General features: G+C 59.3%; 19 protein-coding genes. 8 read left to right on the plus strand and 11 right to left on the minus strand.

What is annotated here, in order from left to right; all coding sequences use genetic code 11:
• Positions 1-21: 21 nt before the first annotated feature.
• The 3 genes from OHL23_RS24405 (at position 22) to OHL23_RS24415 (ending at position 3,255) form a co-directional block, all read left to right on the plus strand.
• Entirely contained in the window at positions 22-1,365 is a 1,344-nt protein-coding gene (locus OHL23_RS24405) for an FAD-binding protein (RefSeq protein WP_263354644.1), read from the plus strand.
• 46 nt (positions 1,366-1,411) lie between these two features.
• Positions 1,412-2,512, plus strand: coding sequence for a DNA polymerase III subunit (locus tag OHL23_RS24410; protein WP_263354645.1), 1,101 nt, complete (start codon positions 1,412-1,414; stop codon positions 2,510-2,512).
• Positions 2,513-2,817: 305 nt separating this feature from the next.
• Positions 2,818-3,255, plus strand: a complete 438-nt coding sequence (locus OHL23_RS24415) for a hypothetical protein (protein WP_263354646.1) — start codon at positions 2,818-2,820, stop codon at positions 3,253-3,255.
• Positions 3,256-3,258: 3 nt separating this feature from the next.
• On the opposite strand, the gene OHL23_RS24420 is transcribed toward OHL23_RS24415, so the two are convergent.
• Positions 3,259-4,374 (minus strand): L-threonylcarbamoyladenylate synthase, encoded by a 1,116-nt coding sequence (locus tag OHL23_RS24420; RefSeq protein ID WP_263354647.1) that lies wholly within the window; start codon positions 4,372-4,374, stop codon positions 3,259-3,261.
• Between the two features lie 67 nt (positions 4,375-4,441).
• Between OHL23_RS24420 and OHL23_RS24425 the strand changes: the two genes are divergently transcribed.
• A complete protein-coding gene (locus OHL23_RS24425; protein WP_263354648.1) occupies positions 4,442-5,023 on the plus strand; it encodes a class IV adenylate cyclase in 582 nt (193 codons plus the stop codon).
• Between the two features lie 125 nt (positions 5,024-5,148).
• Positions 5,149-5,514, plus strand: coding sequence for an energy transducer TonB (locus OHL23_RS24430; RefSeq protein WP_263354649.1), 366 nt, complete (start codon positions 5,149-5,151; stop codon positions 5,512-5,514).
• A gap of 116 nt (positions 5,515-5,630) precedes the next feature.
• Here OHL23_RS24430 and secA read toward each other — a convergent pair whose 3' ends face one another.
• The 3 genes from secA to glgA form a co-directional block, all read right to left on the minus strand.
• Complete coding sequence (secA, locus tag OHL23_RS24435) at positions 5,631-8,612, minus strand: preprotein translocase subunit SecA (protein WP_263354650.1); 2,982 nt, start codon at positions 8,610-8,612, stop codon at positions 5,631-5,633.
• A 184-nt stretch (positions 8,613-8,796) separates the two neighbouring features.
• On the minus strand, positions 8,797-9,198 hold the full coding sequence (locus OHL23_RS24440) for a hypothetical protein (RefSeq protein ID WP_263354651.1): 402 nt from the start codon (positions 9,196-9,198) through the stop codon (positions 8,797-8,799).
• 40 nt (positions 9,199-9,238) lie between these two features.
• Positions 9,239-10,702 (minus strand): glycogen synthase GlgA, encoded by a 1,464-nt coding sequence (gene glgA, locus OHL23_RS24445; RefSeq protein WP_263354652.1) that lies wholly within the window; start codon positions 10,700-10,702, stop codon positions 9,239-9,241.
• 146 nt (positions 10,703-10,848) lie between these two features.
• On the opposite strand from glgA, the gene rsmA reads away from it, so the two are divergent.
• On the plus strand, positions 10,849-11,649 hold the full coding sequence (gene rsmA / locus OHL23_RS24450; RefSeq protein WP_263354653.1) for a 16S rRNA (adenine(1518)-N(6)/adenine(1519)-N(6))-dimethyltransferase RsmA: 801 nt from the start codon (positions 10,849-10,851) through the stop codon (positions 11,647-11,649).
• A gap of 80 nt (positions 11,650-11,729) precedes the next feature.
• Here the strand turns inward: rsmA and OHL23_RS24455 are convergent, their stop codons facing one another.
• The 3 genes from OHL23_RS24455 to ruvC all read right to left on the minus strand — a co-directional run bounded on the left by OHL23_RS24455 (position 11,730) and on the right by ruvC (position 14,721).
• A complete protein-coding gene (locus OHL23_RS24455) occupies positions 11,730-13,361 on the minus strand; it encodes a FecR family protein (protein WP_263354654.1) in 1,632 nt (543 codons plus the stop codon).
• A gap of 173 nt (positions 13,362-13,534) precedes the next feature.
• Complete coding sequence (locus OHL23_RS24460) at positions 13,535-14,215, minus strand: hypothetical protein (RefSeq protein ID WP_263354655.1); 681 nt, start codon at positions 14,213-14,215, stop codon at positions 13,535-13,537.
• The gene (ruvC, locus tag OHL23_RS24465) at positions 14,212-14,721 is read right to left on the minus strand and encodes a crossover junction endodeoxyribonuclease RuvC (protein ID WP_263354799.1); all 510 of its coding nucleotides are present in this window, start codon (positions 14,719-14,721) and stop codon (positions 14,212-14,214) included. Before ruvC ends, OHL23_RS24460 begins: the two co-directional genes overlap by 4 nt.
• 314 nt (positions 14,722-15,035) lie before the next feature.
• Between ruvC and OHL23_RS24470 the strand changes: the two genes are divergently transcribed.
• On the plus strand, positions 15,036-16,646 hold the full coding sequence (locus OHL23_RS24470; RefSeq protein ID WP_263354656.1) for a B12-binding domain-containing radical SAM protein: 1,611 nt from the start codon (positions 15,036-15,038) through the stop codon (positions 16,644-16,646).
• Between the two features lie 42 nt (positions 16,647-16,688).
• On the opposite strand, the gene OHL23_RS24475 is transcribed toward OHL23_RS24470, so the two are convergent.
• Positions 16,689-17,645, minus strand: a complete 957-nt coding sequence (locus OHL23_RS24475; protein ID WP_263354657.1) for an EamA family transporter — start codon at positions 17,643-17,645, stop codon at positions 16,689-16,691.
• Positions 17,646-17,782: 137 nt separating this feature from the next.
• Here OHL23_RS24475 and OHL23_RS24480 point away from each other — a divergent pair, with 137 nt between their 5' ends.
• Positions 17,783-18,883, plus strand: a complete 1,101-nt coding sequence (locus OHL23_RS24480; protein ID WP_263354658.1) for a Gfo/Idh/MocA family protein — start codon at positions 17,783-17,785, stop codon at positions 18,881-18,883.
• Between the two features lie 110 nt (positions 18,884-18,993).
• On the opposite strand, the gene OHL23_RS24485 is transcribed toward OHL23_RS24480, so the two are convergent.
• The 3 genes from OHL23_RS24485 to OHL23_RS24495 all read right to left on the minus strand — a co-directional run bounded on the left by OHL23_RS24485 (position 18,994) and on the right by OHL23_RS24495 (position 23,045).
• Positions 18,994-20,784 (minus strand): capsule assembly Wzi family protein, encoded by a 1,791-nt coding sequence (locus tag OHL23_RS24485; protein WP_263354659.1) that lies wholly within the window; start codon positions 20,782-20,784, stop codon positions 18,994-18,996.
• Positions 20,785-20,877: 93 nt separating this feature from the next.
• Positions 20,878-21,867 carry an alpha-ketoacid dehydrogenase subunit beta gene (locus OHL23_RS24490; protein ID WP_263354660.1) on the minus strand — a complete coding sequence of 330 codons (990 nt, stop codon included), beginning with the start codon at positions 21,865-21,867 and terminating at the stop codon, positions 20,878-20,880.
• Positions 21,868-21,965: 98 nt separating this feature from the next.
• On the minus strand, positions 21,966-23,045 hold the full coding sequence (locus OHL23_RS24495; RefSeq protein WP_263354661.1) for a thiamine pyrophosphate-dependent dehydrogenase E1 component subunit alpha: 1,080 nt from the start codon (positions 23,043-23,045) through the stop codon (positions 21,966-21,968).
• Positions 23,046-23,286: the final 241 nt, after the last annotated feature.

Genomic DNA, 23,286 nt, shown 5'->3' on the forward strand with positions numbered 1-23,286 from the left:
AAAATGAACAAGAGGCAGTTCTTGAAGACCACCACCGCATTCGCAGCCAGCACGCTACTTTCCCGCTTCGCCAACGCCAACCCTCCTGACCAGCAGGAGCCGCAAGCCCACGAGACCAACTGGGCCGGCAACCTCCGTTACCACGCCGACCATCTCTACGCGCCGCACACGGTTGCAGAAGTCCAGGAGACGGTGAAGAAGTGCGCGAGCATCCGCGCCCTCGGCTCGCGTCACAGCTTCAACACCATCGCCGACAGCCTCGCCAATCAGATCTCGCTCGTCCACCTGGACTCGATGGAAGTCGACGAGAAGGCCCATACCGTCACCGTCGGCGCAGGAGTACGCTACGGCACACTCGCGCCCTGGCTCGACGCTAAAGGCTTCGCCGTCCACAACCTTGCCTCGCTGCCGCACATCACCATTGCCGGAGCGATAACGACCGCAACGCACGGTTCCGGCGTCAAAAACGGCAATCTCTCCACAGCCGTCCGCGCCCTCGAAATCGTCACCGCAGACGGCGAAATCCACCACGTCACCTCGGAGAGCCACCCCAAAATATTCCCCGGCGCAGTGGTCGGTCTCGGCTCACTCGGCATCGTCACCAAAGTGACGCTCGCCGTCCAGCCGCGCTTTGATATGACCCAGATCGTCTACCGCAATCTCTCCACGGATCAGCTAGAACACAACCTCGAAGCCATCATGAGCGCGGGTTACAGCGTCAGCCTCTTCACCAACTGGCAAGACAACCGCATCGCCCAGGTCTGGATCAAAAGCCGCGTAGCCACAGGCGAAAAAACCGCCATTCTGCCAGAGTTCTACGGCGCAAAAGCAGCCACCAGAAACATGCACCCCATTGAGGCCAACTCGGCGGAAAACTGCACTGAGCAGATGGGCGTGCCAGGCCCGTGGTACGAGCGCATGCCGCACTTCAAAATGAATTTCACCCCCTCGAACGGCGCTGAACTCCAAACCGAATACTTCGTCCCGCGCAACCGAGGCTACGAAGCCATCCGCGCTGTCGAAACCCTGCGCGACAAGATCACTCCGCACCTGCTCATTACCGAACTCCGCTCCATCGCCGCCGACGACCTTTGGATGTCGATGGCCTACCAGCGCGACTCTCTCGCCATCCACTTCACCTGGAAGCAGGAAACCCCGGAAGTCATAGCGCTTTTGCCGCAGATCGAAGAAAAGCTCGCGCCCTTTGACGCCCGCCCGCACTGGGCCAAGCTATTCACCGTCCCACCGTCAACTCTAAAAGCTCGCTACCCCAAACACGACGAATTCGCCGCACTCGTCAACGACCACGATCCCAAAGGCAAATTCCGCAACGAGTTCGTGAATCACAACATCTTCGGCGCGTAATCTCCCAATAATTAACGATCCACTCAATTCTGCTAGCCTGAATCTCATGGGCTTTCAGGAATTCCTAGGCAATCCGCACACCGTCGAACGCCTGCGCGAGAGTGTCCTGCACCAGCGCATTCCGCAGGCAATTATCCTCGCCGGCCCTCGCGGAGCAGGCAAGTACACGCTGGCCCTGATGTTCATCCGCCTCGTGAACTGCCTCGCGCCCATCGAAACAGACGGCTTGCCGGACTACTGCGGCGTCTGCCGCAACTGCGAACGGATCGGCCAGGCCGCCGACCTTGAATCCCGCATCACCGATGCGCTCTCAGCCCGCGAAGACCTCCGCGAAACCGACAAGCGCGAAACCCGCATCCTCATCCAGCCCCACCCCGACATTCTCATCGTCCCGCCCGACCCGCCGCAGAACCTCATCAAAATCGGCCAGGTCCGCCAGGTCATCCACAACGCCTATTACCGCCAGCCTGTCGAGGCCAAACGCTCGATCTTCCTGTTCACCTCTTCGGCCTTCATGAAAGAAGCAGCCAACAGCCTGCTCAAAGTCCTTGAAGAGCCGCCGCCGAACTGCACCCTCATCCTGCTCACCGAAAACCCGGCGGAGATGCTGCCCACCATTCGCTCCCGTGCGATGCTGTTCCGCCTCACCGCCGTCCCCCTCGACACGCTGGAGCGACTCATCGAAACCCGCCGCTCCGAGTTGAAAGGCCCTCGCCGTGCCCTGGTTGCAAGAATGGCCGAAGGAGCCGTAGGCCGCGCCCTCGGCTTCGATGTCGAAACCTACCTCGCCAGCCGCCAGGACGCGCTCGTCGTCCTGCGCTCAGCCTTGCGCGATCCCGATTTTTCTTCTCTCTTTCGCACCACCGACACCTACCGCGGCGGCGCCGATGGCCAGGAAAAGACCCTCAATCTTCTCCGCGCCACCAACGCCCTCATCGAAGACCTGCTCATGCTCGTCGCTGGCACGCCGCAACTGATCCGCAACCAGGACATTTCCGCCGAACTCACTCAGCTCGCCGCCGGAGTCTCCCTCGACTGGATCGACCACGGCGCGCGCTCTCTCGCCGAGGTTGAAAAGGGCATGCGCCGCAACCTGCTGCGCTCTCTCTCACTCGACGCCATGGCCCTCGCGCTGGAGCGTGGCTGAACAAGCCAGATTCACCGCCCAAACCGGGAACTCGGTCAGCAAAAAATCCACATGCAACCGCCATCGCCTCCCGCGCATCTGTAAGGTATAGACATTCAGATTCCTGGATTCATTGGGACACTCAACAAATCGTAAGCGCGCGTTGCTGCGCGCACGTGTCGTCCTTTTCGTCCCTTTCATCGTCTGGAACTGCATGCCCCGAGAACACGTAAGCATCAAGCAATACCTTCCCCGGTGTCTGGCAGCGGTTTCAGCCAGTTTGTACAGCACCATGGGCCCCTATCTCGCTCCAGGAGCTGATCGCAATGAGTAAACGAACTGTCCGGGAAACTGCTACAACCTTGCGCGCCGCTGCAACTTCTTCGGCCGCTGCAGTTCTGGAAGAAGCACCACCGCCGCCGGCGCCCGCGCTGGAGAGCACAATCGTCAACGGAGTACGGCCCTCGCTGCCGGTTCGAAAGCTGCGTATGATTTCAAATGGCGCCAACGGTCATCACAGCGCCGTTGCGCTGCTCGAGGAGCATGGTTCCAACCGCCAGGCAGAGCTCTTTTACCTGCAAAAGCAAATTCAGTTGCAGACGCAGATGGTCTTCATTCTCGAAGACGGCGCGCGCGTACAGGGCGTCATCGAGTGGTATGACCGCAATTCCATCAAAGTGCGTGGCAAATCCCGTGTTCTGCTCTATAAATCCGGCATCAAGTACCTCTACAAAGCCGGCGAGGTAGGTTCCGCTCCGGAATAGCGTTCAAGCTTTCGGGTTATCCTTCCACGCCGCCTTGCGCAGTCGATCTCGAATCGCAGCGCCAATTCCTCCATCCGGCGGCACCGGGCATACAATCACCGAACATCCCGCCGCATCCAGTTGGCGCAGACCGGCAAACAGCCGCTGCGCCAGTACCTCCGGCTCCGACCAGTTGCCCCACCAGAAAATCTCCGCAACATCCTCAAAGTGGTCTCTTGATTCAGCCACCGTTTGTTCACCCGGCAGCCCATACGGCAGCATCACGCCCACGCGTTCCCGCGAGAAAATGACCGCTTCCATATATAGCTGCGACGCCAGATCAGTGTTTTTTTGGCCTTCTCCAGCCTCCACCAGAATCAGCCGCGCCCGCGGCGCATAGTGCCGCAGCCCCACTCCCGGCGATGGCAACGACTCGCGCGGTTCAACGGCCAGCGATTCCCGCTCTACGAACATCTCCACAGGTCCGGCGACCGTGCGAATCTGATCCAGAGTGATCGCTCCGGGGCGGTAAACGATCATCGGCGACGGATTGGGATCCAGCACCGTCGATTCCACCCCGAACGCCGTCGGTCCCGCATCGACCACCGCATCGATCCGCCCATCCAGATCGTTCAATACATGCTCCGCCGTCGTAGGACTCGTATGCCCAAACCGATTCGCACTCGGAGCTGCCACCGGCACGCCAGCCCGCCGAATCACCTCCAGCGCCACCGGATGCCCGGGCATCCGCACCCCCACCAGCGGCCGCCCTGCAGTCACCGCATCCGGCACAGCCTGCGACCGCGGCAACAGCAACGTCAACGGCCCCGGCCAGAAAGCCCGGATCAGCAGCCGCGCAGTCTCGGGAATTTCGCTGATAATCCTCGCCAGCATCGCCTCATCCGCCACATGCACAATCAGCGGATCCCACCCCGGACGTTCCTTCGCCGTAAAAATCGCCGCCACAGCCTCAGCATTCAGCGCGTTCGTGCCCAGTCCGTAGACCGTCTCCGTCGGCAATGCGACAGTTCCGCCTCGCTGCAGAATCGCAGCCGCCAGATCGAGCGCCCGCTGCGATGCCTCGCTACCCATATTCTCCAGATCAACCCGTAATCGCAGCGTGTCCATATACTCATTCATGCATTCATTATCATCGTGCCGCTGCGGACAGGCCTTAGTTCGTGGGGCCTGTCGTATACTTCGGACAATGGGAGTTATCGAGACAGAGATCAAATTCCGCGTCGCCGACACAGCAGACCTGGAGGCGAATTTATCCTCGATCGGCTTCCATCTCATCACCCCGCGCAGCTTTGAAACCAACACCCTCTACGACACCCCGGACCGCACCCTGCGGATGAAGCGGGAACTCCTGCGCATCCGCCAGTACAACGGTGCCTGGCTGCTGACCCACAAGCGCATCCCCGACTCTGGCATTGGCGAAGACAGCCATAAGCATCGCATCGAAACCGAAACCGAGCTCTCCGACGGCTCGGCACTCGCCGACGTCTTCGCATCCATCGGGTTCGTCCCCGTATTCCGCTACGAAAAATGGCGCACTGAGTGGTCCGACGACACTGGCCACTGCGTCATCGACGAAACCCCGCTCGGAGTCTTCGCCGAACTCGAAGGTGCGTCTGACTGGATCGACCGCGTCGCGCACCAGTTAGGTGTTGCACCCGAAGACCGCATGACCCTCAGCTATGGCCGCCTCTTTGAAATGTGGCGCGAGCAAACCGGCAGCACCGCGCAGGACTTGACCTTCGCCGCACTCGGGCAAAGAATCCCCTGACTCCTGCACTTCAGCGCCCACCCATCCTGTCGGATCATCGCAAAAATCTCATTGAAACCACCTAATGCTTTTCAACCCTGCGCCGATAGGGTGGTCAGGCGATCTTTCGCCCAGGGATGGTTCAGATGAAATGGCATGATCTTCAGAACTCTTGCAAAGGACAACGGCGGATTGCGGCTGCGATCATGCGACTCGCAGTCTTTGCCGCGGCGATGGCGATTGCCATGCCCCTTCACGCCGCAGACGAGCGCGCGATTAAACAACGCGTATCTCCCACGTACCCCGAGTTGGCTCGACGCATGCGCATCAGCGGCGTCGTGCGCGTCTCCGCAACTGTATCGCCCGATGGCAGCGTCTCTGCAACCAAGACCGTCAGCGGCAACCACATGCTCGCTGGAGCCGCGGAAGATGCTGTCCATAAATGGAAATTCGTTCCCGCGTCGGATCAATCGACCGTCGAAGTCGACGTCAATTTCGCGCTGGCACAGTAGCGCGTTTGTCGGAGCGCAGCTTGGCGGAGTACTTCCGCCGAGGGCAAAGACAGGGCCAAATGAGGGTAAAGACAGCATCCCCCCTCCCTGACTTTGCCCTCATTTTTTTCCTCAACTCAGGCTTCCACGCCGTGGCATTTCTTGTACTTCTTCCCGGAACCGCACGGGCAAGGATCGTTGCGTCCAACCTTGCTGCCTGCATGACGTTGCGCCGGTTCGCTGCTCGCCTGCGACCCCGCGAAACGAGCCGCTTCGATTTCCCGCTTCTTCTTGCGCTCGAACTCCTTCTCAAGCGCATCGATCGTCGTGCTCGGGGCCCGCGTTGGCACCGCAATCTCCCTCACCTGACTTCGCGCCGAAACCGCCGCAGGTTCCAGCACAGCGCTCTCCACCGGAGGCGCCGCCGGAACCGTCCGATCCAACTCCGGCGCTTCCGTGAAAGGCTGTCCATCCGGCCCGACAATCTGCATCCGGAACAGATACCGCGCCGTATCTTCCTGGAAGCGAGTCATCATCGCCTCGAACATCTCGAACGACTCTTTCTTGTACGCCACCAGCGGATCCTGTTGCGCATACCCGCGCATCCCGATCCCTTCCTTCAGGTGGTCCATCGCCAGCAGATGATCCTTCCAAAGGCCGTCCAGCACCGAAAGCATCACCATCCGCTCGTGGTAGCGCATCGCCTCAGCGCCGAGAATCTTCTCCTTGGACTCGTAATCCGCGCGCAGCCTGTTGTAGATCGCATCCCCCAGTTCGTGACGCGTCAACTCCATCGGATCAAGCTTCTGCGCTTCCAGATCGAACCCGAACTGCCCGATCAACTTCTCCTTCAGTCCCTTCAGATTCCACTGCTCCGGATGCGCCGTCTCCGGAGCGAACTCATCCAGAATCAGGCTTAGAATATTGGAAAGGTAATCCTCAAGAATCAGCTCCCGCTGCTCGACAGCCAAGAGCAGGGAACGGCGCAGTCCATACACCGCCTCGCGCTGCTTGTTCATCACATCGTCGTACTCCAGCAGGTGCTTGCGCTGCTCGAAGTTCTGCGACTCGACCGCCTTTTGCGCGCCCTCGATGCGCTTCGAAATCATCTTCGACTCGATCGGCACGCCCTCTTCCATCCCCAGGCGCTCCAGCAGCGTCGAAACCCACGCCTTTGCGAAGATGCGCATCAGGTCGTCTTCCAGCGATAGATAAAACCGCGAAGCGCCCGGATCGCCCTGCCGGCCGGCACGGCCACGCAACTGGTTATCGATACGCCGCGACTCATGCCGTTCCGTGCCCAGGATAAACAGCCCGCCGGCCTCAATGACTTGAACGTGTTCCGCCTGCACCGCCGCGGCATGAACGCTGTTCACTTCCTGCCACTGCTGTTCGGGCGTCTCAAACTCCTGCCCCTGGTAATAGAAGCGCAGAAACCCCGCCGGAGCCATGGGGTTGATCGCACCCTCAGCGGCACTGATCGCCCGCGCCAATCCCTTTTTCACCAGCTCCTGCCGCGTCATGAAATCCGGATTGCCGCCGAGAATAATATCCGTGCCGCGTCCGGCCATGTTCGTGGCGATGGTCACCATCCCCAGCCGCCCGGCCTGCGCGACAATCTCCGCCTCGCGCTCATGGAACTTGGCGTTCAGCACCACGTGCTTCACGCCCTTGCGCTGCAAGGTCTGCGACAACAGCTCGCTCTTCTCGATCGAAGTCGTACCCACCAGCACCGGCTGCCCCGTCTCATGCAGCGTGGCAATATCATCCGCAACAGCCTTGTACTTCTCCTTGATCGTCCGGTACACAATATCCGAACCATCCCCACGCAGCATCGGCTTGTTCGTCGGAATAACCGTGATATCCAGCTTGTAGATCTTGTCGAACTCCGCCGCTTCCGTCTCCGCCGTTCCCGTCATGCCGGACAGCTTCTTATACAAACGGAAATAGTTCTGGAAGGTAATCGTCGCCAGCGTCTGATCTTCCTTGCGGATGTTGACGCCTTCCTTCGCCTCCACCGACTGGTGCAGTCCATCCGACCAGCGCCGCCCCGGCATCAGGCGTCCGGTAAAGGTGTCGACAATGATGACTTCGCCGTCCTTGACCACATAATCCACATCGCGTTTGTAGAGAGCATGCGCCTTGATCGCCACTTCGACGTAGTGCTTCAGATCCCAGTTTTCCGGATCGGCAATGTTGTCGATCCCCAGCAACTCCTCGATCTTGAACCAGCCCTCGTCCGTGACGCCGATCGTCCGGTGCTTCTCATCGACAACATAGTCGCCGGTGAAGATCTTCGCCTCGCCCTGTCCTGGGTCAGTCTCCTCGCCCAGTTCCAGCTTCGGAATGATCGATTTCACACGCGCATACTTGTCCGTCGTCTGATCCGTCGGCCCAGAGATGATCAGCGGCGTCCGCGACTCATCTATCAGGATCGAGTCAACCTCGTCGACGATGGAGTAGTAGTGCCCGCGCTGGACACAGTCCTTCAACTCAAACTTCATGTTGTCGCGAAGATAGTCGAAGCCGAACTCGTTGTTGGTCCCATAGGTGATGTCCGCTGCATAAGCCTCGCGCCTCTGATCGTCACTCAGATCATGCACGATCACGCCCACCGTCATGCCCAGGAACTCGTAAATCTTACCCATCCACTCGGCATCGCGCTTGGCCAGGTAATCGTTCACTGTGACCACATGCACACCATGCCCGGCCAGCGCATTCAGATAGCAGGAGAGCGTCGCCACCAGCGTCTTGCCTTCGCCGGTACGCATCTCGGCAATCTTGCCCTGGTGCAGCACCATGCCGCCGATCATCTGCACGTCAAAGTGCCGCATCTTGACCGCGCGCTTGCCCGCCTCGCGCACCACGGCAAAGGCCTCCGGCAGCAGTTCGTCGAGCGCAGCCTTCTCGGCAGTCCGGATCTCGTCCTCGTCCGTGATCCCTTCGATACGTGCAGCAATTCGGATGCGGAATTCATTCGTCTTGGCCCGCAGCTCATCATCCGTCAGCGGAATGATATGAGGCTCAAGAGCGTTGATTTGAGTGACAATCGGCAACAGGCGCTTGATTACGCGCTCGTTATTGGTGCCAAAGATTTTTGTAAGCAGCTTACCGAACAAGGCAGGTCTCCATCTGACAGTCTAAATGCTTCGTATTTTCGAAGCATGAATGAGAGTCTTCTGAGCAACGCACAGCAATCACAGAATCCGTTCCTTCGGCCGACCACCCAAACTGGGAAATGAGACGAACCGGATTGATCTTGACGGCACAATCGTGCTCGCATCCGAGCAGGAAGTACGGCGATTAGGGAGCCGGACTCCCAGAATGCGCAAAGATCGCCAGCGACGGAGAGGCTGACTTGCAGAGTGAAACGAAGGAAGAACCGGACCCCTCGCGCGGCGCAATCGCACCTGCTGCCAGAACGACCGGGGTCGAAGAGTGAGTCCTTTCGGAGAGAATTCTCGCCCAGCGGGACGGCGTCAATCCACGCCGCTTGGTCCCGGCAATAGGTACAAGAGGACCATTCGCGCGCCGGCGAACAAGAATCGTACCTCCGGCCGGCCCCACGCGGAGCTGACCCGCAGTGCTCAGAATCAAGCCTCCGGCAGATTCGCCGCCAACCTGCGCCGGAACATTCGCCCGAGCGACATCCGCCAGCAAAGCCAGCAGAAAGAACGCATACATCGCTCGGTCAAATCTCTTCATAGCCCCAATTCTAGCCCGAATCGCGGCCTAAGTCTCGCAGTTATCCCCGCCGCCGCAAAACTTCCTCGTAGACTTCTACATACTCCCGCGCCGGATGCTCCCAGGAAAAATTCTTCGCCATCCCATTCCACATCAGCTTCCGCCAACCGGCCTTGTCCTGAAACGCTGCCAGCGCCCGGTCGATCGCAGCCATCAGATCCTGTGCCTGATACCCATAAAACTTGAACCCAGTCCCAGTCCCAGCCGCAGCATCCCACTCCTCGACCGCATCGTCGAGCCCACCCGTAGCGCGCACCACCGTAACCGCCCCATACTTCAACGAATACATCTGATTCAGCCCGCACGGCTCATACCGCGAAGGCATCAGGAAAATATCCGACCCCGCCTGCACCTTGTGCGCGAGCGCCTCGTCGAACTTGACCCGTGCCGCAACCTTATGCGGACTGCGCGCCGCAAGACTCCGGAAGAAGTTTTCGTAATACGGCTCACCCTCTCCAATCGCCACCAGCACTATATCCCGCTCCAGCAACTGATCGGCGATCTGCGCCACAAAATCCATGCCCTTCTGCGTCGAAAACCGCGAAACAATCCCCATCACCGGCGTTGTATCCGGCACATTCTCAAGGCCAAAGGCGTGCAGCAGATCACGCCGGCACTCCACTTTCCCTTCCAGGTGCTCAGGCGAATAATGCGCCGCCAGCTTAGGATCGCGCGCCGGGTCCCACCGCGAATAATCCACACCATTCAGGATTCCCCGCAGGTCCAACCGTCGCCGCTGAAAAACACCCTCCAGTCCGGCGCCATACTCCGCCGTCTGGATCTCCCCCGCATACGTCCGGCTCACCGTAGTCAGGTAATCCGAAAACACCAACCCGCCCTTGAGGAAGTTGAACGAGTCATTCACCTCAACCTTGTCATGCGTAAACAGGTCCCAGGGCAAGAGCAGTTGCTCAATCGTCTTCTTCGAGTGCCAACCCTGATACATCGCATTGTGAACCGTCAGCACTGTAGCCGCTGACCGAAGCAACGGATCGAAGTAATACACCGAGCGCAGCATCACCGGCAGGAGTGAACTCTGCCAGTCATGCACATGGAAAATCTCCGGCACGCCCAGTTGCTTCGCCGCCTCCAGCACCACCCGGCAAAACAGCCCAAACCGCTCCGCATTATCCGAAAAATCCCCGACCCCGGTCGTCGGTCCATAGATCCCGTCCCGGTCAAAGAGCTCCGGACAATCTACAAAGTAAAACTGCACTCCATCCCGCTCTCCCCCGTCCACAATTCCCGCGAACCGGTTGTAATACGGAAACGGAATCGTAATCGACCGGACGGCAAACGTCAGTTCCTCCGGCAAAAACGACCGCGCAGACTTGTAAAGCGGCAGATAGACCGTCACCCGATGTCCCAGCTTCACCAGCGCCGGCGGCAGCGCTGCAATCACATCCGCCATCCCGCCGGTCTGGGCAAACGGTTCACACTCGGAAGCAGCAAATACAATATGCATTTGGAATCTCTCCTCCGCCCGGAACAAAATTGGACGGTAACTTCTCCGATATGGCCCATTGATCCTGGGAATCCGGGCGGAATCAGGCCCAACCCGCCAAGTCTACTACGCCCCGCCGTGGGACTTCCCGCGCAGAAAGAGCAACCATGGCCGCAAAATCAAAGCTGGGACAGAATTTCCTGCGCGCCCCCAAGGCAATCGAACGCATCATCGCCGCGCTCGGGCCACTCGGCACCCGAACCGTCGTCGAAATCGGCCCCGGCAAAGGAGCCATCACCGAAGGCCTTGCCGCCCAGGCAAAGCATTTAATCACCATAGAACTCGACCGCGAGCTCGCCTGGATGCTCCAAGAGCGTTTCTCCCCCGAAAAGGGCTTCCACAACGTCACCGTTTGCCGCCAGGACGTCCTTGGCTTTGATTTCGCCGCTGCGGCCAAAGTTGCGGAAGAATCACTGCTCGTCGTTGGAAATCTGCCGTACTACATCACCTCGCCCATCCTGCTCCGCCTCGCCGCCAGCGCAGCGGCAATTGACCGTGCCGTTCTGATGGTCCAGCGCGAGGTCGCCGACCGCGTCACCGCCCGGCCGGAATCGCGCGACTACGGCCTGCTCTCCGTCACCCTTCAACTCTACGGAAGCACCGAGCCGCTCCTCACTCTGCCGCCGGAAGCCTTCGCCCCGCCGCCCGAGGTACACTCCACTGTCTTCCGCTGGATCTTTGCTCCGCGCTTCTCCGAACTAGGAGTTGAAGAAGCGGCGTTCATAGCATTTCTTAAGCAGTGCTTCGCCCAAAAGCGCAAGACGCTCTCGAATAATCTCCGCGCCGCCGCACAATCGGCAGACCGTATCGGCGACGCCTTCGTAACCACGGGTATCTCGCCGCAGATCCGCGCCGAAGCTCTCACCGTAGAGGAACTGGCCGCCATCTGGCGCGCTCTTTCCCGCTGAAAATCCCGCAAAACAAAAGTGCCGATCACCCAAAAGCGATCGGCACGATTGTGAATTAACTGAAACTCGGCCAATAAGCGTTATTTGTGGCTTCCGCCACCACCACCACCGCCTCCGCCACTGCTGCCCCCGACATGACCACCACCACCGCTCATCCCACCGCCACCGGAATATGACGAATGCGAAGCGGAAGACGAGGAAGAAGAGAACGACTGCGCATGGCTGGCCGGCATCGAAGACATCCGTGTGCCCGAATACCCCGATTGCCCAGGATGCATATACGTCGCAGCAGGCCTCGTCGGACTAGGATAGTAGCCGCCCGCCTCGCGGCCAGACTCGCGATTCGCGAACGCCGCCCCGCGATCATAGCCCGGTCGCGGAGCAACCGGCCGCAGTGGCGCCACGGTATGCCCGCCAATCATTACTGGCTGCGCCGGCCGCGCATATTGTGCCATATTGACAGTCTTGACCGTGCGGCGGTCCACCGGAATCACGTTCGCCGCCACCAGTGTGCGACTTCCCACCGGATGCGGGTGCCCCGGTCCGCCACCCCCCGGACGCCGCGGCGGAAGATAACCTCGCGGGCCGGTGCCGATGTTGTATCCCCAACCGGTGCCATACCACCACGGACTGCAGCCTCCACCCGGAGCCCAGCCCCAGCCGAAGTTATCGTAGTAATTCCACAATCCGCACTGGAACGGCGCATAGCCCCAGTCGTACCCCGAATTCCAGATAAACCCATACCCCGGATAGTTGACCCACCTGCCGTATCCATATGGATCCCACGACGCGCCAGCCGCCTGCGCATCGAACGGCGACCACACATATCCCTGGCCCGGAACGTCATACCAATTTCCGTTGGCATCCAGATCGCCCATTCCGACGCCCTGCGAATTCACATAACCGCTGCTGGCCGCCGTCTTTTCGCCCGCCTCCTGGTTCAGCACCTGGTCGCGATCCGCATTCCAGCTATCCCACGAATCCGGCTCGATCGACTCGGCAAGGTTGTAGCGAGTCTGATCGTTCGCATCCAGGGTCAGGCTCTCTCCGCCATGCATATCCAGTTGCATCGAATCGCCGCGATCCAGATGCACATTCCCGGAAAATAACGCCATCTCTCCCGGAGGCGTGTCCAGCGTGAGCCTCACCACGGAAAAACTGCTCGCCGAAAAAGACGCAGGGCCATAACTCACCCGCAGGCTGTGCTCCTCATTACTCGGCTGCAGTTCGAAATACGCCAGGCCGTTATTCAGCACAACCTCCGTGCGCGATCCGGTTCCCTGCTGCTGCAAAACAGTAAATGTCAGCATCGAATTCGGCGACAGGCGCACCAGACTCCCGTCCTCCAACTGAACCTCGGCCCGCCCGTCGTTGCCGGTGTTCACCTCCGCGCCCTCGAAGAGCGGTAGATTGGCGTAAGCCGGATCGGCGATCACCTGTCCATCCTGAATCACCCGCACCTGCCCCTCAACCGTGCTTAACCGCACCGCACGCGAATCGGACCCGGTCTGCGCGACATCCGGAGCATCATCGTCATCGAGTGGCAAAGCAGCAGCAGCCGTAGCCCAGACAGCACACGCGGCGAGCACAAAAATCGCTCCAGCCGCAGGCAGGATTTTCCCGAGTCCCGTCAAAGATGCAACCCAATGCGCCGGCCCGTCGCTCAGCTCTGGTCGAGAACCCTTGGCAGAGGTATGCGTAAAAGTTTTCATGGAGAGACTCTCCTTTGTCCCACCCGAACGAGCTTTGCGAACCATGCAGTAAAGACGTTGGCGCACCGCAAACCGGTCGTTCAGTATGTGAGACGAACCCCAACGTTACTTAGACCCGAATCCCAAACGGAAGTCGCAAATACTCAAAAAATACCCGATCCAAGTAAACTCTGTTAGCGAATTTGCGTCAACAACTGCCGCGCTTTGCGCCGCACCCGATCCATGACCTCTTCATCCGACGCAATTCGGGTCAAAGTCTCGCGGATCGTGCCCACCTCAGCCGCGCTGCCTTCGTGCAGCGCAGTCACAAGGTTGTCAAGCTCCTCGTCCAGTCCCAGGCGGTCATGCTGCAGCAGCTTTTCCATGCGCGCCCCGCTCAGAATCGTGAACTCCACCGCCATCAGCGAATTCCCAAGCTCCTCGATCTGTTTGTCCTTCGAGTAGTTGTATTCACAGGCCCCGCTCCCTTCCGGACCGGAATAGCTCAGTCGCTTCGTCCCTTGAAAGGCCACCTTCATGTGGCTTTCGCACGGAAAGGCAAACCACCGCCGCGTCCGTGCCGTCGAAAACACCTGCTCCGTGAAGGCAGGACTTAACTGCACAGGCCGATGCACATCCCCGGCGAGGATCGTCTTAGCCTCCTCCTGCGTCGGTTGCCCACCCTCCGCATCAAACTGCCCGCTCCCGTCCGGACTCAGTTTGAGCGTCCAGTGCGACGGCACAAGTTGCAGATTCGTAAACTCAATCTGGAAAACAGCGGACTGTTGAGCACGCAGCGCCGAAGTAAAGAAAGCCGTGCAGGCAATCAACCCCAGCGCCCTCAGCTTCATCCCTCTCAGAGACAACCCGTTCATCCCCGAGTCTCCTGCATCGCGAGTGTCTGCGCCGTGTGAATGTGACAAATGGCGATCGCCAGCGCATCCGCCGCGTCGGGCGGCTCGGGCGGCGCATCCAGACCCAGCAGCCGGGCCACCATGAATTGCACCTGCTCCTTGCCCGCCAGCCCATAGCCCACCACCGAAGACTTGATCTTCAGCGGAGCATACTCAGCCAGCGGCAAACCCATCTGAGCGATCGTCAGCAGCGCCACCCCCCGCACCTGTCCCAGCTTTAGCGCCGACTTGGCATTCACAGAATAAAAGACCTCTTCCACAGCGACCACGTCAGGACGCCACTCTTCAAGCACCGTATTGAGCTCGTCAAATACCTGCTTCAGCCGCTGCGGCATCGTCTTCTGTTTCGGCAGGCGAATCCCACCGAACGCCCGGCAAATCAACCGGGGATTCCGGCTCTCATCGTCCGACTCCACCACCCCGAAACCGGTGATCTCCGTCCCGCAATCGATCCCCATTACCCGCATCACCCTGAGTGTAACCCACCTCCTGCCTCTCCGGTTTCCGCTCACTCACCTGCCCCAATCACGCAATTTCCCCCCCAACAGGCCGTAGCCGTCTGGCGTCTCTAGGCGATTCCCAAATCCGGCCAGCTTCAGCATCGAAATCTCGAATTAATCCCAGCAGCAACCATCTCCGTGTATGATGGCCATCAAACACCGGCGGAAGCCTCGTCACCGGCGAGGATGCAGAGGCAGATGTCGGCGATAGGCTCCTAAAACTCAACTATTGCAAACACGTTCTCTCAGGCCACCGGTTTTATCTAGGAAAGCGGGCCCCAGTGAACGTCCATCTAGTTAATCCCAGTGACAATTCTTTTGGCACGGGCGTAATTACGCCGAGATGGCTGTTTGTCCTCGCAGCCGCCACCCCAAAATCCGCAGGCGATCCGATCCTGGTCGACGAATCCCTCGAACCGATCGTTCCCGAAACCATCCAGCCCGGAGATATCGTTGGCATCAGCGTGCACACCGGCAACGCCCTGCGCGGATACAAAGTCGGCAAAATGGCGAGGGCACGCGGCGCATGGGTCGTCTACGGAGGAATCCACGCCACGCTCTTTCCCGAGGAAGCCCTCGAAAAAGGCGAAGCCCACGCAATCGTCAAAGGCGACGGCGACATCGCCTGGGGACGCGTAGTAGCAGACTGCCTCGCCGGCAACCCCGCCAGAATTTACGAAGGCGGCCGCATCGAAGGCAACCAGTTCCTCGCCGCCCGCTGGGACCTGATGCAGCCCGACAAATACATGTGGGCCTCCGTCCAAACCATCCGCGGATGCCCCAAGCACTGCTCTTTTTGCAGCGTCTGGCGCACCGACGGCCAGCAGCCTCGCCAGCGCCAGTTCGAGAGCGTCATCGACGAAATCGTCAATCTCCGCCGCCTCGGCTTCCGCTTCATAGCTCTCGCCGACGACAATTTCTATCCAGTCACCCTGACTGACCTGCGCCTCGCCCGCCAGCAGAACAACCTCGCCAAGCTGGGCGAACTGACCGCGATCCGCGCCGAGCGATTCCAGCTCATGGAAGAGCTCGCCAAACTACCCAAAGACATGGTCTTCTTCACCCAGATCACCATGGAAGCCGGCGAAGACGGTGAATACCTCGACGCAATGCGCCGCGCCAACATCAAAGGCGCCCTCGTCGGCGTAGAAGCCGTCACCCCCGAGGGACTCAAAGCCGTCTTCAAAGACTGGAACTACTCCGGCGAAGCGCTAGCAAAGCAGTTGCAAACCTTCAAGCAGCATGGAGTCCACGTCCTCGGCTCCTTCATCTTCGGCCTGCCCACAGACAAGCCCGCCACCTTCGACGCAACAGTCCAGATGGCCCTGAAAGCCGGCGTAACCTTCGCCCAGTTCGTCATGATGACCCCGTTTCCCGGCACCGTCGACTTCGCGCGCTGGGAAAAAGAGCAGGACAAGAACCCCACCATGGTCGGCGACGTGCCCATCACCCGCTACTGGATGATTCCCACCGAAATCCGCCCCAAAATGTTTACCCCGCACCCCACCATGAGTTCGGACGAAATTCGCGACCGCACCCAGAAGGTCTGGGACCGCTTCTATAACTGGAGCGCCATCTGGCAAAGGTCAGCCTGCACGCCAAATCTCCGCTCGCGAATCGCCTTCATCTTCCTCTCCAAGCTCTACCGGCAGATGTACGCCGGCACCGGAATCTCAACCGACAGCGCCCGCCGCAAAAAATCCAAGAACTGGGCCCGATGGACCGCCCGCCAGTGCAAAAAGCTCTTTCACGCAACCCCCATGCCGGAGCTCAAGTCTCCGGAATGGACACTCCGGCTTCCGGTCCCGATCAAACAAGTCGCACAAGTCGCATCGCTCGCCGGCAATCTCCAGGAAGCCACAGTGCCATTCGTGATCATCCCGGAAAACTGAGCTTCGCGATCCAGAACGCGATACAGGAACAGCTACCGCCATTCACTTCGAGACGAGCTTCACCCTCGTCTCCGTCGTCGACTTCGTTGCCCGGGTCGTTGTGATGACGACCACGCTCGTCAGAACCAGCAGAGTCCCAAGGATCGTGCGCACACCAAGCGCCTCACCGCCCAGAAAATATCCCACAACCACCGCCACCACTGGATTTACATACGCATAGGTCCCGACCTTCGTCGGCGACTCATGATGAATCAGCCACACGTAGGCGGTGAACCCGATAATCGACCCCGCCACAATCAGGTAGAGCAGCGCCATCCACGCGCCCCGCGAGACCGTGGTTAGATCCAGGCCGCGAAACTCACCCCTGACCGCCGCCGCTAGAGTCAGCAGCACTCCGCCCGCCAGCATCTGCGCCCCCGAACTCATCACCTTGGACTCGGGAAGCGGCAACCTGCGCGTCAGCGCCGACGCGATCGACCAACTCATTGCCGCAACAATCAGCGCCACGCTTCCCGCCCTGTCGATCGGCGCGCCACCCAGATTCAGCGAGCGGCTCACCAGCACGGCCACGCCTCCAAGCCCGATCACAAGCGCCAACGCCAGGCGCGCAGTCAACCTTTGCGTTCGCAGCAAGACAATCTCCGACAACGCCATGAACGCCGGAATCGTCGCCAGCATCACCGCGGCAATCCCCGATGGCACTCGCTGCTCGGCCCAGAACAACAGCCCGTAATCGAAGACAAAAATCAGCGTAGCCAGGAGCAGCGCCGAAAGCCATTCGCGCCCCTTCGGAGATCGCTCACCCTTCGCAATCATCCATCCAAAAAGCACAAGCCCAGCCACAGCGAACCGCATCGCCGCGAACAGAAATGGCGGCACCTCGCGCACGCCAATGCGAATGGCAAGGAACGTAGATCCCCACACAAAATAGATAATCGCGAAGGCCAGCAACGTCTTCCAGGCACTCTTCGGCTCAACCCCGCGGCGATGATGTTCCATGGCAAATACCTAACAGCAATCTATCAATACTCGACGGCCATTGCTTCCCCGGCGCGGCCAGCAGGGCTTATACTCGGAGCGAAATTGAAGACCATCCCCGGGAAACCCCAGAAAATCGATTTATAGGAGTTAGAACCATGCATCTGTCCCGCCGCGAATTCACCAGGCTCAGCGCGCTCGGCCTTGCCGCCCAACTCGCCCCACAACTGCGAGCTCAATCTTCTGACCGCAAAATCGGCTACGCCATCATCGGCCTCGGCCGCATCGCCGACCACTTCATGCGCGGTATCCAGGACACCTCCAACTCCAAAGTCGTCGCTCTCGTCTCCGGACACCCCGACAAAGCCGCCCGCATCGCTGCGCAGTACGGAGTCCCCACCTCCAATATCTATAACTACGAAAATATGGACCGCTTGCGCGACAACCACGAGATCGACGCCGTCTACGTCGCCCTGCCCAACTCCATGCACGCCGAATACACCATCCGCTCCGCCAAGGCCGGCAAACATGTCCTCTGCGAAAAGCCCATGTGCGTTAGCGTCCCCGAAGCCCACGCCATGATCGACGCCTGCAAAGCAGCAAACGTGAAACTCATGATCGCCTACCGCTGCCACTACGAAACCACCAACCTCGCCGCCGTCAAACTCATCCGCGACGGCGCACTCGGCCAGGTGCAGCAAATTCAAAGCGCCTTCGGCTTCGACTGCGGCCCCAAGGAATGGCGCCTCCAGAAGCCCCTAGCCGGCGGCGGCCCGCTCATGGATGTAGGCATCTACAGCCTCAACGCCACCCGCTACCTCACCGGCGAAGAACCGGCCAGCATCTCCGCCTATACCTACAGCAATCCCAAGGATCCCCGTTTCGCCACAGTGGAAGAAAACATCGCCTGGATCACCAAATTCCCTTCCGGGATCACCGCGAGCTGCAACACCACCTATGGCGCACAGATGGAAGGCTACTTCCGTGTCTACGGCTCAAAAGGCTGGCTCGAAGTAAACCCTGCCTTCGTCTACGACGGCCTCCGCCTCACCGCCGAATACCGCGACGACAACGGCAAATTCATCAAACTCGACCAGCCCAACCTGGAAAAAGACCCGATCCACTTCACCAAGGAAGCCGATCACTTCTCCAAATGCATCCTCGAGAACAAAACCCCGCAAAGCCCCGGCGAAGAAGGCCTGCGCGACATGACTTATATCCGCGAAATCTATAAATCCGCCGGAATCATCATGGCCTGAAAAGCCATCTGCGGAGGCCGGATACCAGCCTCCGCAGATGAAAGAACATTCTGCATAGAACGCATTCAGAGTTTTCCGAGCGAATTTGATCTGAGCCTTGACTGCCTATCTCAGAAACTCACCTTCCGCTGTGGATACCACGTAAGTTGGAACGTAGTATTCGTAACCGTCTGCTTGTTCGTCAGATAAATCGGCGCCAGATAGTTCTCATAAGTGAAGTTACCCTTCACCTCAAGATCATGACCGATGCGCTTCACTACCTGCGCGCCGTAATCGTCGATCGTCGTTCCACCGGCAATGAAATCCTTCGCCGCTTTCTGGCGTCTCCAGTTGAATTGAATCCATTCATTGCCGCTCAAGTGGTAGGTCACCCACGCCTGTCCACCCTTGGCCTCGCGTCCCATCCAGTCGCCAAAAATCTGCCCGGCGTTGGTGTATCCCTGCGGCTGCTCACCCTCATAGTAAGTGAACTCGCCGCGCACGCTCCTCGATGTGGACTGATCGTCCATCGCCGCTTCCACCCGCAAATCCAGCTTGGGTACCGCCGGCACATGCGAGAGATACAACCCTGTCCGAAAATCCGCTCGGCGCGGCGCGGAGATCGGATTAACATCGTCATGCGCCTCCGAATCCGTAAAGAACGTCAACCAGTTGCGCAGATACGGCAGCCGGTAGCTCATATCGAATGCGCCAAACCGCGCACCCGGATCATTCCGCGAAGTCTTCACCGCCGCCGTGACATTCTGGACGCTGAAGAAGCTCTTCAGGAAGGAATGAATTGTGATCGGCACATGGCCTTCGCCGCCCCAGATAACCGTACGCTCAAACCCAAACTCCAGATCGCGCGTCGGCTTGAAGCTGATCTTCTCCACATGCACCCACGGATCGTTCCAATCCGTATGACCCTTCAGCGAACCCACCATGAATTCGTAGCGGAATGGTCCGGTAATGCGCGAAAGCCCCGGAATATGCAGCGGCTCAACGCGGTCGATGCGAAAGGCATAGATATTCTCGGCGTTCGTGGAATAAGCGTATGCTCCGCCCTGCGCAGGTCCGAACCACGCATCGCTCTTGCCAAAAGAAATCTCGTGTCCCAGCGTATGCGCTGAAAGATAGCCCTCCATCAGCCGCATATTCGTAGCCGAGGAGATCGGCCCCAGCGGGATAGTAGGCTGCTCCGGATTCGTCGCCACTGGAATATTATCCAGCGCCGAGAGCTGATCGAAGAGTGCCTGCGAATACCCTGCAGCCGAAGGAGCATATTGAAACTCCCCGCGCGCATACAGCGTGAAAATTCCGGCCGTAGCATAACCGCTCACACCCGAATAGCTGTCGAATCCATTCTCGACCGGCCGCCCGTAATCGTTCGTAATCGTCTCGCCAATATGGAAACTGTCATGCAGCGGCGTACCGGAGATGCCACGCGCAACTTCATACGCCGACTCCACAGTCGCTTTCCCGCGATGCTGAAAGCACGGGCCCGACACGTCGCCATTCACCTCATGCATCACAGCGTCATACAGCGAGCGAGCCTCATCGTTCGCAGCACTATCCGGAGCATCCTCCAGATGCGCAGACGTCTCCTCCAGCATGTGCAGCACGCTGGCACGCGTCCACGGCCGCAGCCCCAGAAACGCCAGGTCCACATATCCCAGCGAATACAGCCGCGCGAGCGATGGATAGACCCAGCTATCCATCGGTATATACGGCGAGCCCAGCTCAGCAGTCTGGCAGGGAGCAACAGGAGCAGCTGGGCTATTGGCATCCACATCTGCGTTCGGCCCTGTTTCGCCAGGGGACTCAGCAAACATCGGCGCAGCACTCAGGGTTAATAACGTGCCCACCAGCAAAAAAACAATGCGGACGATTGAGGCGCGCGACCGGCTGCCAAGGATACTCATACCCTAACTCTACTGAAGCGCACGGAGCAGGGTCAATGAAACAAACGCCCTTCCCGAAGGAAGGGCGCTCGCTGTTCACAAGTGCTCAATCTCTCAGTAATTCAATAACTTCGTAGCCGCATCCACAATCTTGTCCACCGATGGCAGGTAGAACTTCTCCAGCGGCGCAGAGAACGGGATCGCAGGCACATCCGGCGCCGTCAGCCGCACAATCGGAGCATCCAGGCAATCGAAAGCCTGTTCCGCTGCAATCGCCGCAATCTCCGCGCCAATACCCAGCGTGCGATGATCCTCATGCACAATCAACATGCGCCCCGTCTTCGCCAGCGACTCCAGAAAAGTATCCTTGTCCAGCGGATTCAACACGCGCAGATCGACAACCTCAATCTCCGCACCCGTCTCCGCATGAATCTTCTCCGCCGCCTGCAGTGAAAGTTGCAACGTCCAACCATACGTCACCAGCGTCAAATCCGTCCCCGGCCTGCGCACCGCGGCCTTGAAGAGGTCCGTGACAAAATCATCGCCATCCGGCAAATCTTCCTTGATCGAGCGATAGAGCTTCTTGTGCTCGAAATAAATCACCGGATCATCCTGCCGGATCGCAGCCTTCAACATGCCCTTCGCATCCGCAACCGTACCAGGCGCGACAACAACCAGGCCAGGCTCATGCGCAAACCAGGTCGTGTTGGTCTGCGAGTGATACAAGCCGCCGCCCACGCCGCCGCCATAGCAAACACGCAGCGTCAGCGGACACGTCTGCGTGCCACCGGAGCGATAGCGAAGCTTCGCCGCCTGCTGCGTCAGCGCATCCATCGCCGGCGTAATGAAGTCCGAAAACTGAATCTCCGGCACTGGCCTCAACCCCGCCAAAGCCGCGCCAATTGCGGACGAAACGATGATGCCCTCAGCCAGCGGAGAATCGATCACCCGCTCCGCGCCAAACTCCTCGTAAAGCCCCTTCGTCGCCTTGAAGACGCCGCCCTCGACGCCCACATCCTCGCCGATAATGAACACGCGCTCATCGCGCCGCATCTCTTCCTGCAGCGCCTCGGTAATCGCGCTGATGTATGTCACTAATGCCATAGCTCTACCAATCCTGACTATCTGCTAAAAGTTGTCATCCTGACCGAAGACCTGCTTTTCTTTCTGTCATTCCCGCAGGGAATCTGCTTTTCGGCGACTTAGTAACTCGGCGAATAACTCTTCGGATTCAACACCCGCTCGCGAATATCAAACGAGAAGACATGATCCAGCGCCTCCACGCCCTCCGGCAGCGCGCTCTGTTCCGCAATCTCAATCGCCGCGTCAAGCTCTTTGTTGAAGCCGTCCACAATCTCCTGCTTCCACTCCGCCGTAAACAGTCCCTTGCCAGTCAGATACTTCTCCATGTTGGCAATCGGATCCTTCGCCTTCCACCGCTCCACTTCTTCCGGATCGCGATACTTCGCCGGATCGATCTCCGAGTGCCCATACCAGCGATAGGTCTTGCACTCAATCAGCGTAGGACCCTGCCCGCGCCGCGCCCGCGCAATCGCTTCCTGCGCCACGCGATACACCGCAACCACATCGTTGCCGTCGACCGTGATCCCAGGGAATCCATACGCCTGCGCCTTCGTGCTGATATCCGGCACCTTCGTCTGGAACTGCAAATTCACTGACTCCGCCCACAGATTGTTCTGGCAAACAAAGACGATCGGCAGATCATGCACGCCGGCAAAGTTCAGCGCCTCATGCCAGAAGCCCAATGAAGTCGAACCATCGCCCGAATACGCCACAGCGATGTTGTCGTTCTTCTTCATCTTGTTCGCCAGCGCAACGCCCGTCGCAATATTCAACTGCGCGGCAATCGTCGAAGCAGGCGTAATCACATTCAGCGGAGCATACCCAAAGTGCGCCGGCGACGAACGTCCCTTGTCCGGCGAATTCCCGCGCGCATACAAGTGGCAGAGCATCTTGTCCAGCGGCGCGCCTTTGATGAATCCCGTAATGAAGTCACGATGCGAAGGCCCGATCGTATCCTCCACACGCAGATCGATCGCCGTACCTACCGCGGCCGCTTCCTGACCCACCGCGGCATAGTAGTTGCCGGTGAACTTGCTCTGCTTGAACAGCACACGAGCCCGCTCTTCCAGCGTGCGGCACTTGAGCATCGTCGCATAGAGCTGGCGCAGCTTTTCATTGCTGATGAGCCCCGTGCTTCCAGAAGCTCCGTTCGCGGATGCAGCCGCCTTTTCAACCGGCTCTTTCACCTTGGTAGCCATAATTCCCGTTACCTCTTATCCCTCTGATTGTAGAACCGCCGGAGCCCGGCCCTGTGTGCTTAACAAACCAATGGCACTCAGTCTTGCCGGTAATGCACAGCCCATTCGAACTCACACAAAAAGCCCAAATCCGCGCAAACTTCCACTCTCAATGTGCACGAACGAGGCCACAACCCGCAACTCGCATTCTGGTATCAGTTCCGCAGTGCGGTATTTTCACTCGGTCGCTCGCTGGCCGGTT

Origin of the sequence: Acidicapsa acidisoli (assembly GCF_025685625.1) — a bacterium.
Taxonomy (GTDB): Bacteria; Acidobacteriota; Terriglobia; order Terriglobales; family Acidobacteriaceae; genus Acidicapsa; species Acidicapsa acidisoli.

Excerpts from the sequence above, each read along its gene's own strand:
- OHL23_RS24410 (WP_263354645.1), top strand. The coding sequence starts at position 1,412 with ATGGGCTTTCAGGAATTCCTAGGCAATCCGCACACCGTCGAACGCCTG.
- OHL23_RS24415 (WP_263354646.1), top strand. The coding sequence starts at position 2,818 with ATGAGTAAACGAACTGTCCGGGAAACTGCTACAACCTTGCGCGCCGCT.
- OHL23_RS24420 (WP_263354647.1), bottom strand. The coding sequence starts at position 4,374 with ATGAATGAGTATATGGACACGCTGCGATTACGGGTTGATCTGGAGAAT.
- OHL23_RS24425 (WP_263354648.1), top strand. The coding sequence starts at position 4,442 with ATGGGAGTTATCGAGACAGAGATCAAATTCCGCGTCGCCGACACAGCA.
- OHL23_RS24430 (WP_263354649.1), top strand. The coding sequence starts at position 5,149 with ATGAAATGGCATGATCTTCAGAACTCTTGCAAAGGACAACGGCGGATT.
- OHL23_RS24440 (WP_263354651.1), bottom strand. The coding sequence starts at position 9,198 with ATGAAGAGATTTGACCGAGCGATGTATGCGTTCTTTCTGCTGGCTTTG.
- glgA (WP_263354652.1), bottom strand. The coding sequence starts at position 10,702 with ATGCATATTGTATTTGCTGCTTCCGAGTGTGAACCGTTTGCCCAGACC.
- rsmA (WP_263354653.1), top strand. The coding sequence starts at position 10,849 with ATGGCCGCAAAATCAAAGCTGGGACAGAATTTCCTGCGCGCCCCCAAG.
- OHL23_RS24455 (WP_263354654.1), bottom strand. The coding sequence starts at position 13,361 with ATGAAAACTTTTACGCATACCTCTGCCAAGGGTTCTCGACCAGAGCTG.
- OHL23_RS24460 (WP_263354655.1), bottom strand. The coding sequence starts at position 14,215 with ATGAACGGGTTGTCTCTGAGAGGGATGAAGCTGAGGGCGCTGGGGTTG.
- ruvC (WP_263354799.1), bottom strand. The coding sequence starts at position 14,721 with ATGCGGGTAATGGGGATCGATTGCGGGACGGAGATCACCGGTTTCGGG.
- OHL23_RS24475 (WP_263354657.1), bottom strand. The coding sequence starts at position 17,645 with ATGGAACATCATCGCCGCGGGGTTGAGCCGAAGAGTGCCTGGAAGACG.
- OHL23_RS24480 (WP_263354658.1), top strand. The coding sequence starts at position 17,783 with ATGCATCTGTCCCGCCGCGAATTCACCAGGCTCAGCGCGCTCGGCCTT.
- OHL23_RS24485 (WP_263354659.1), bottom strand. The coding sequence starts at position 20,784 with ATGAGTATCCTTGGCAGCCGGTCGCGCGCCTCAATCGTCCGCATTGTT.
- OHL23_RS24490 (WP_263354660.1), bottom strand. The coding sequence starts at position 21,867 with ATGGCATTAGTGACATACATCAGCGCGATTACCGAGGCGCTGCAGGAA.
- OHL23_RS24495 (WP_263354661.1), bottom strand. The coding sequence starts at position 23,045 with ATGGCTACCAAGGTGAAAGAGCCGGTTGAAAAGGCGGCTGCATCCGCG.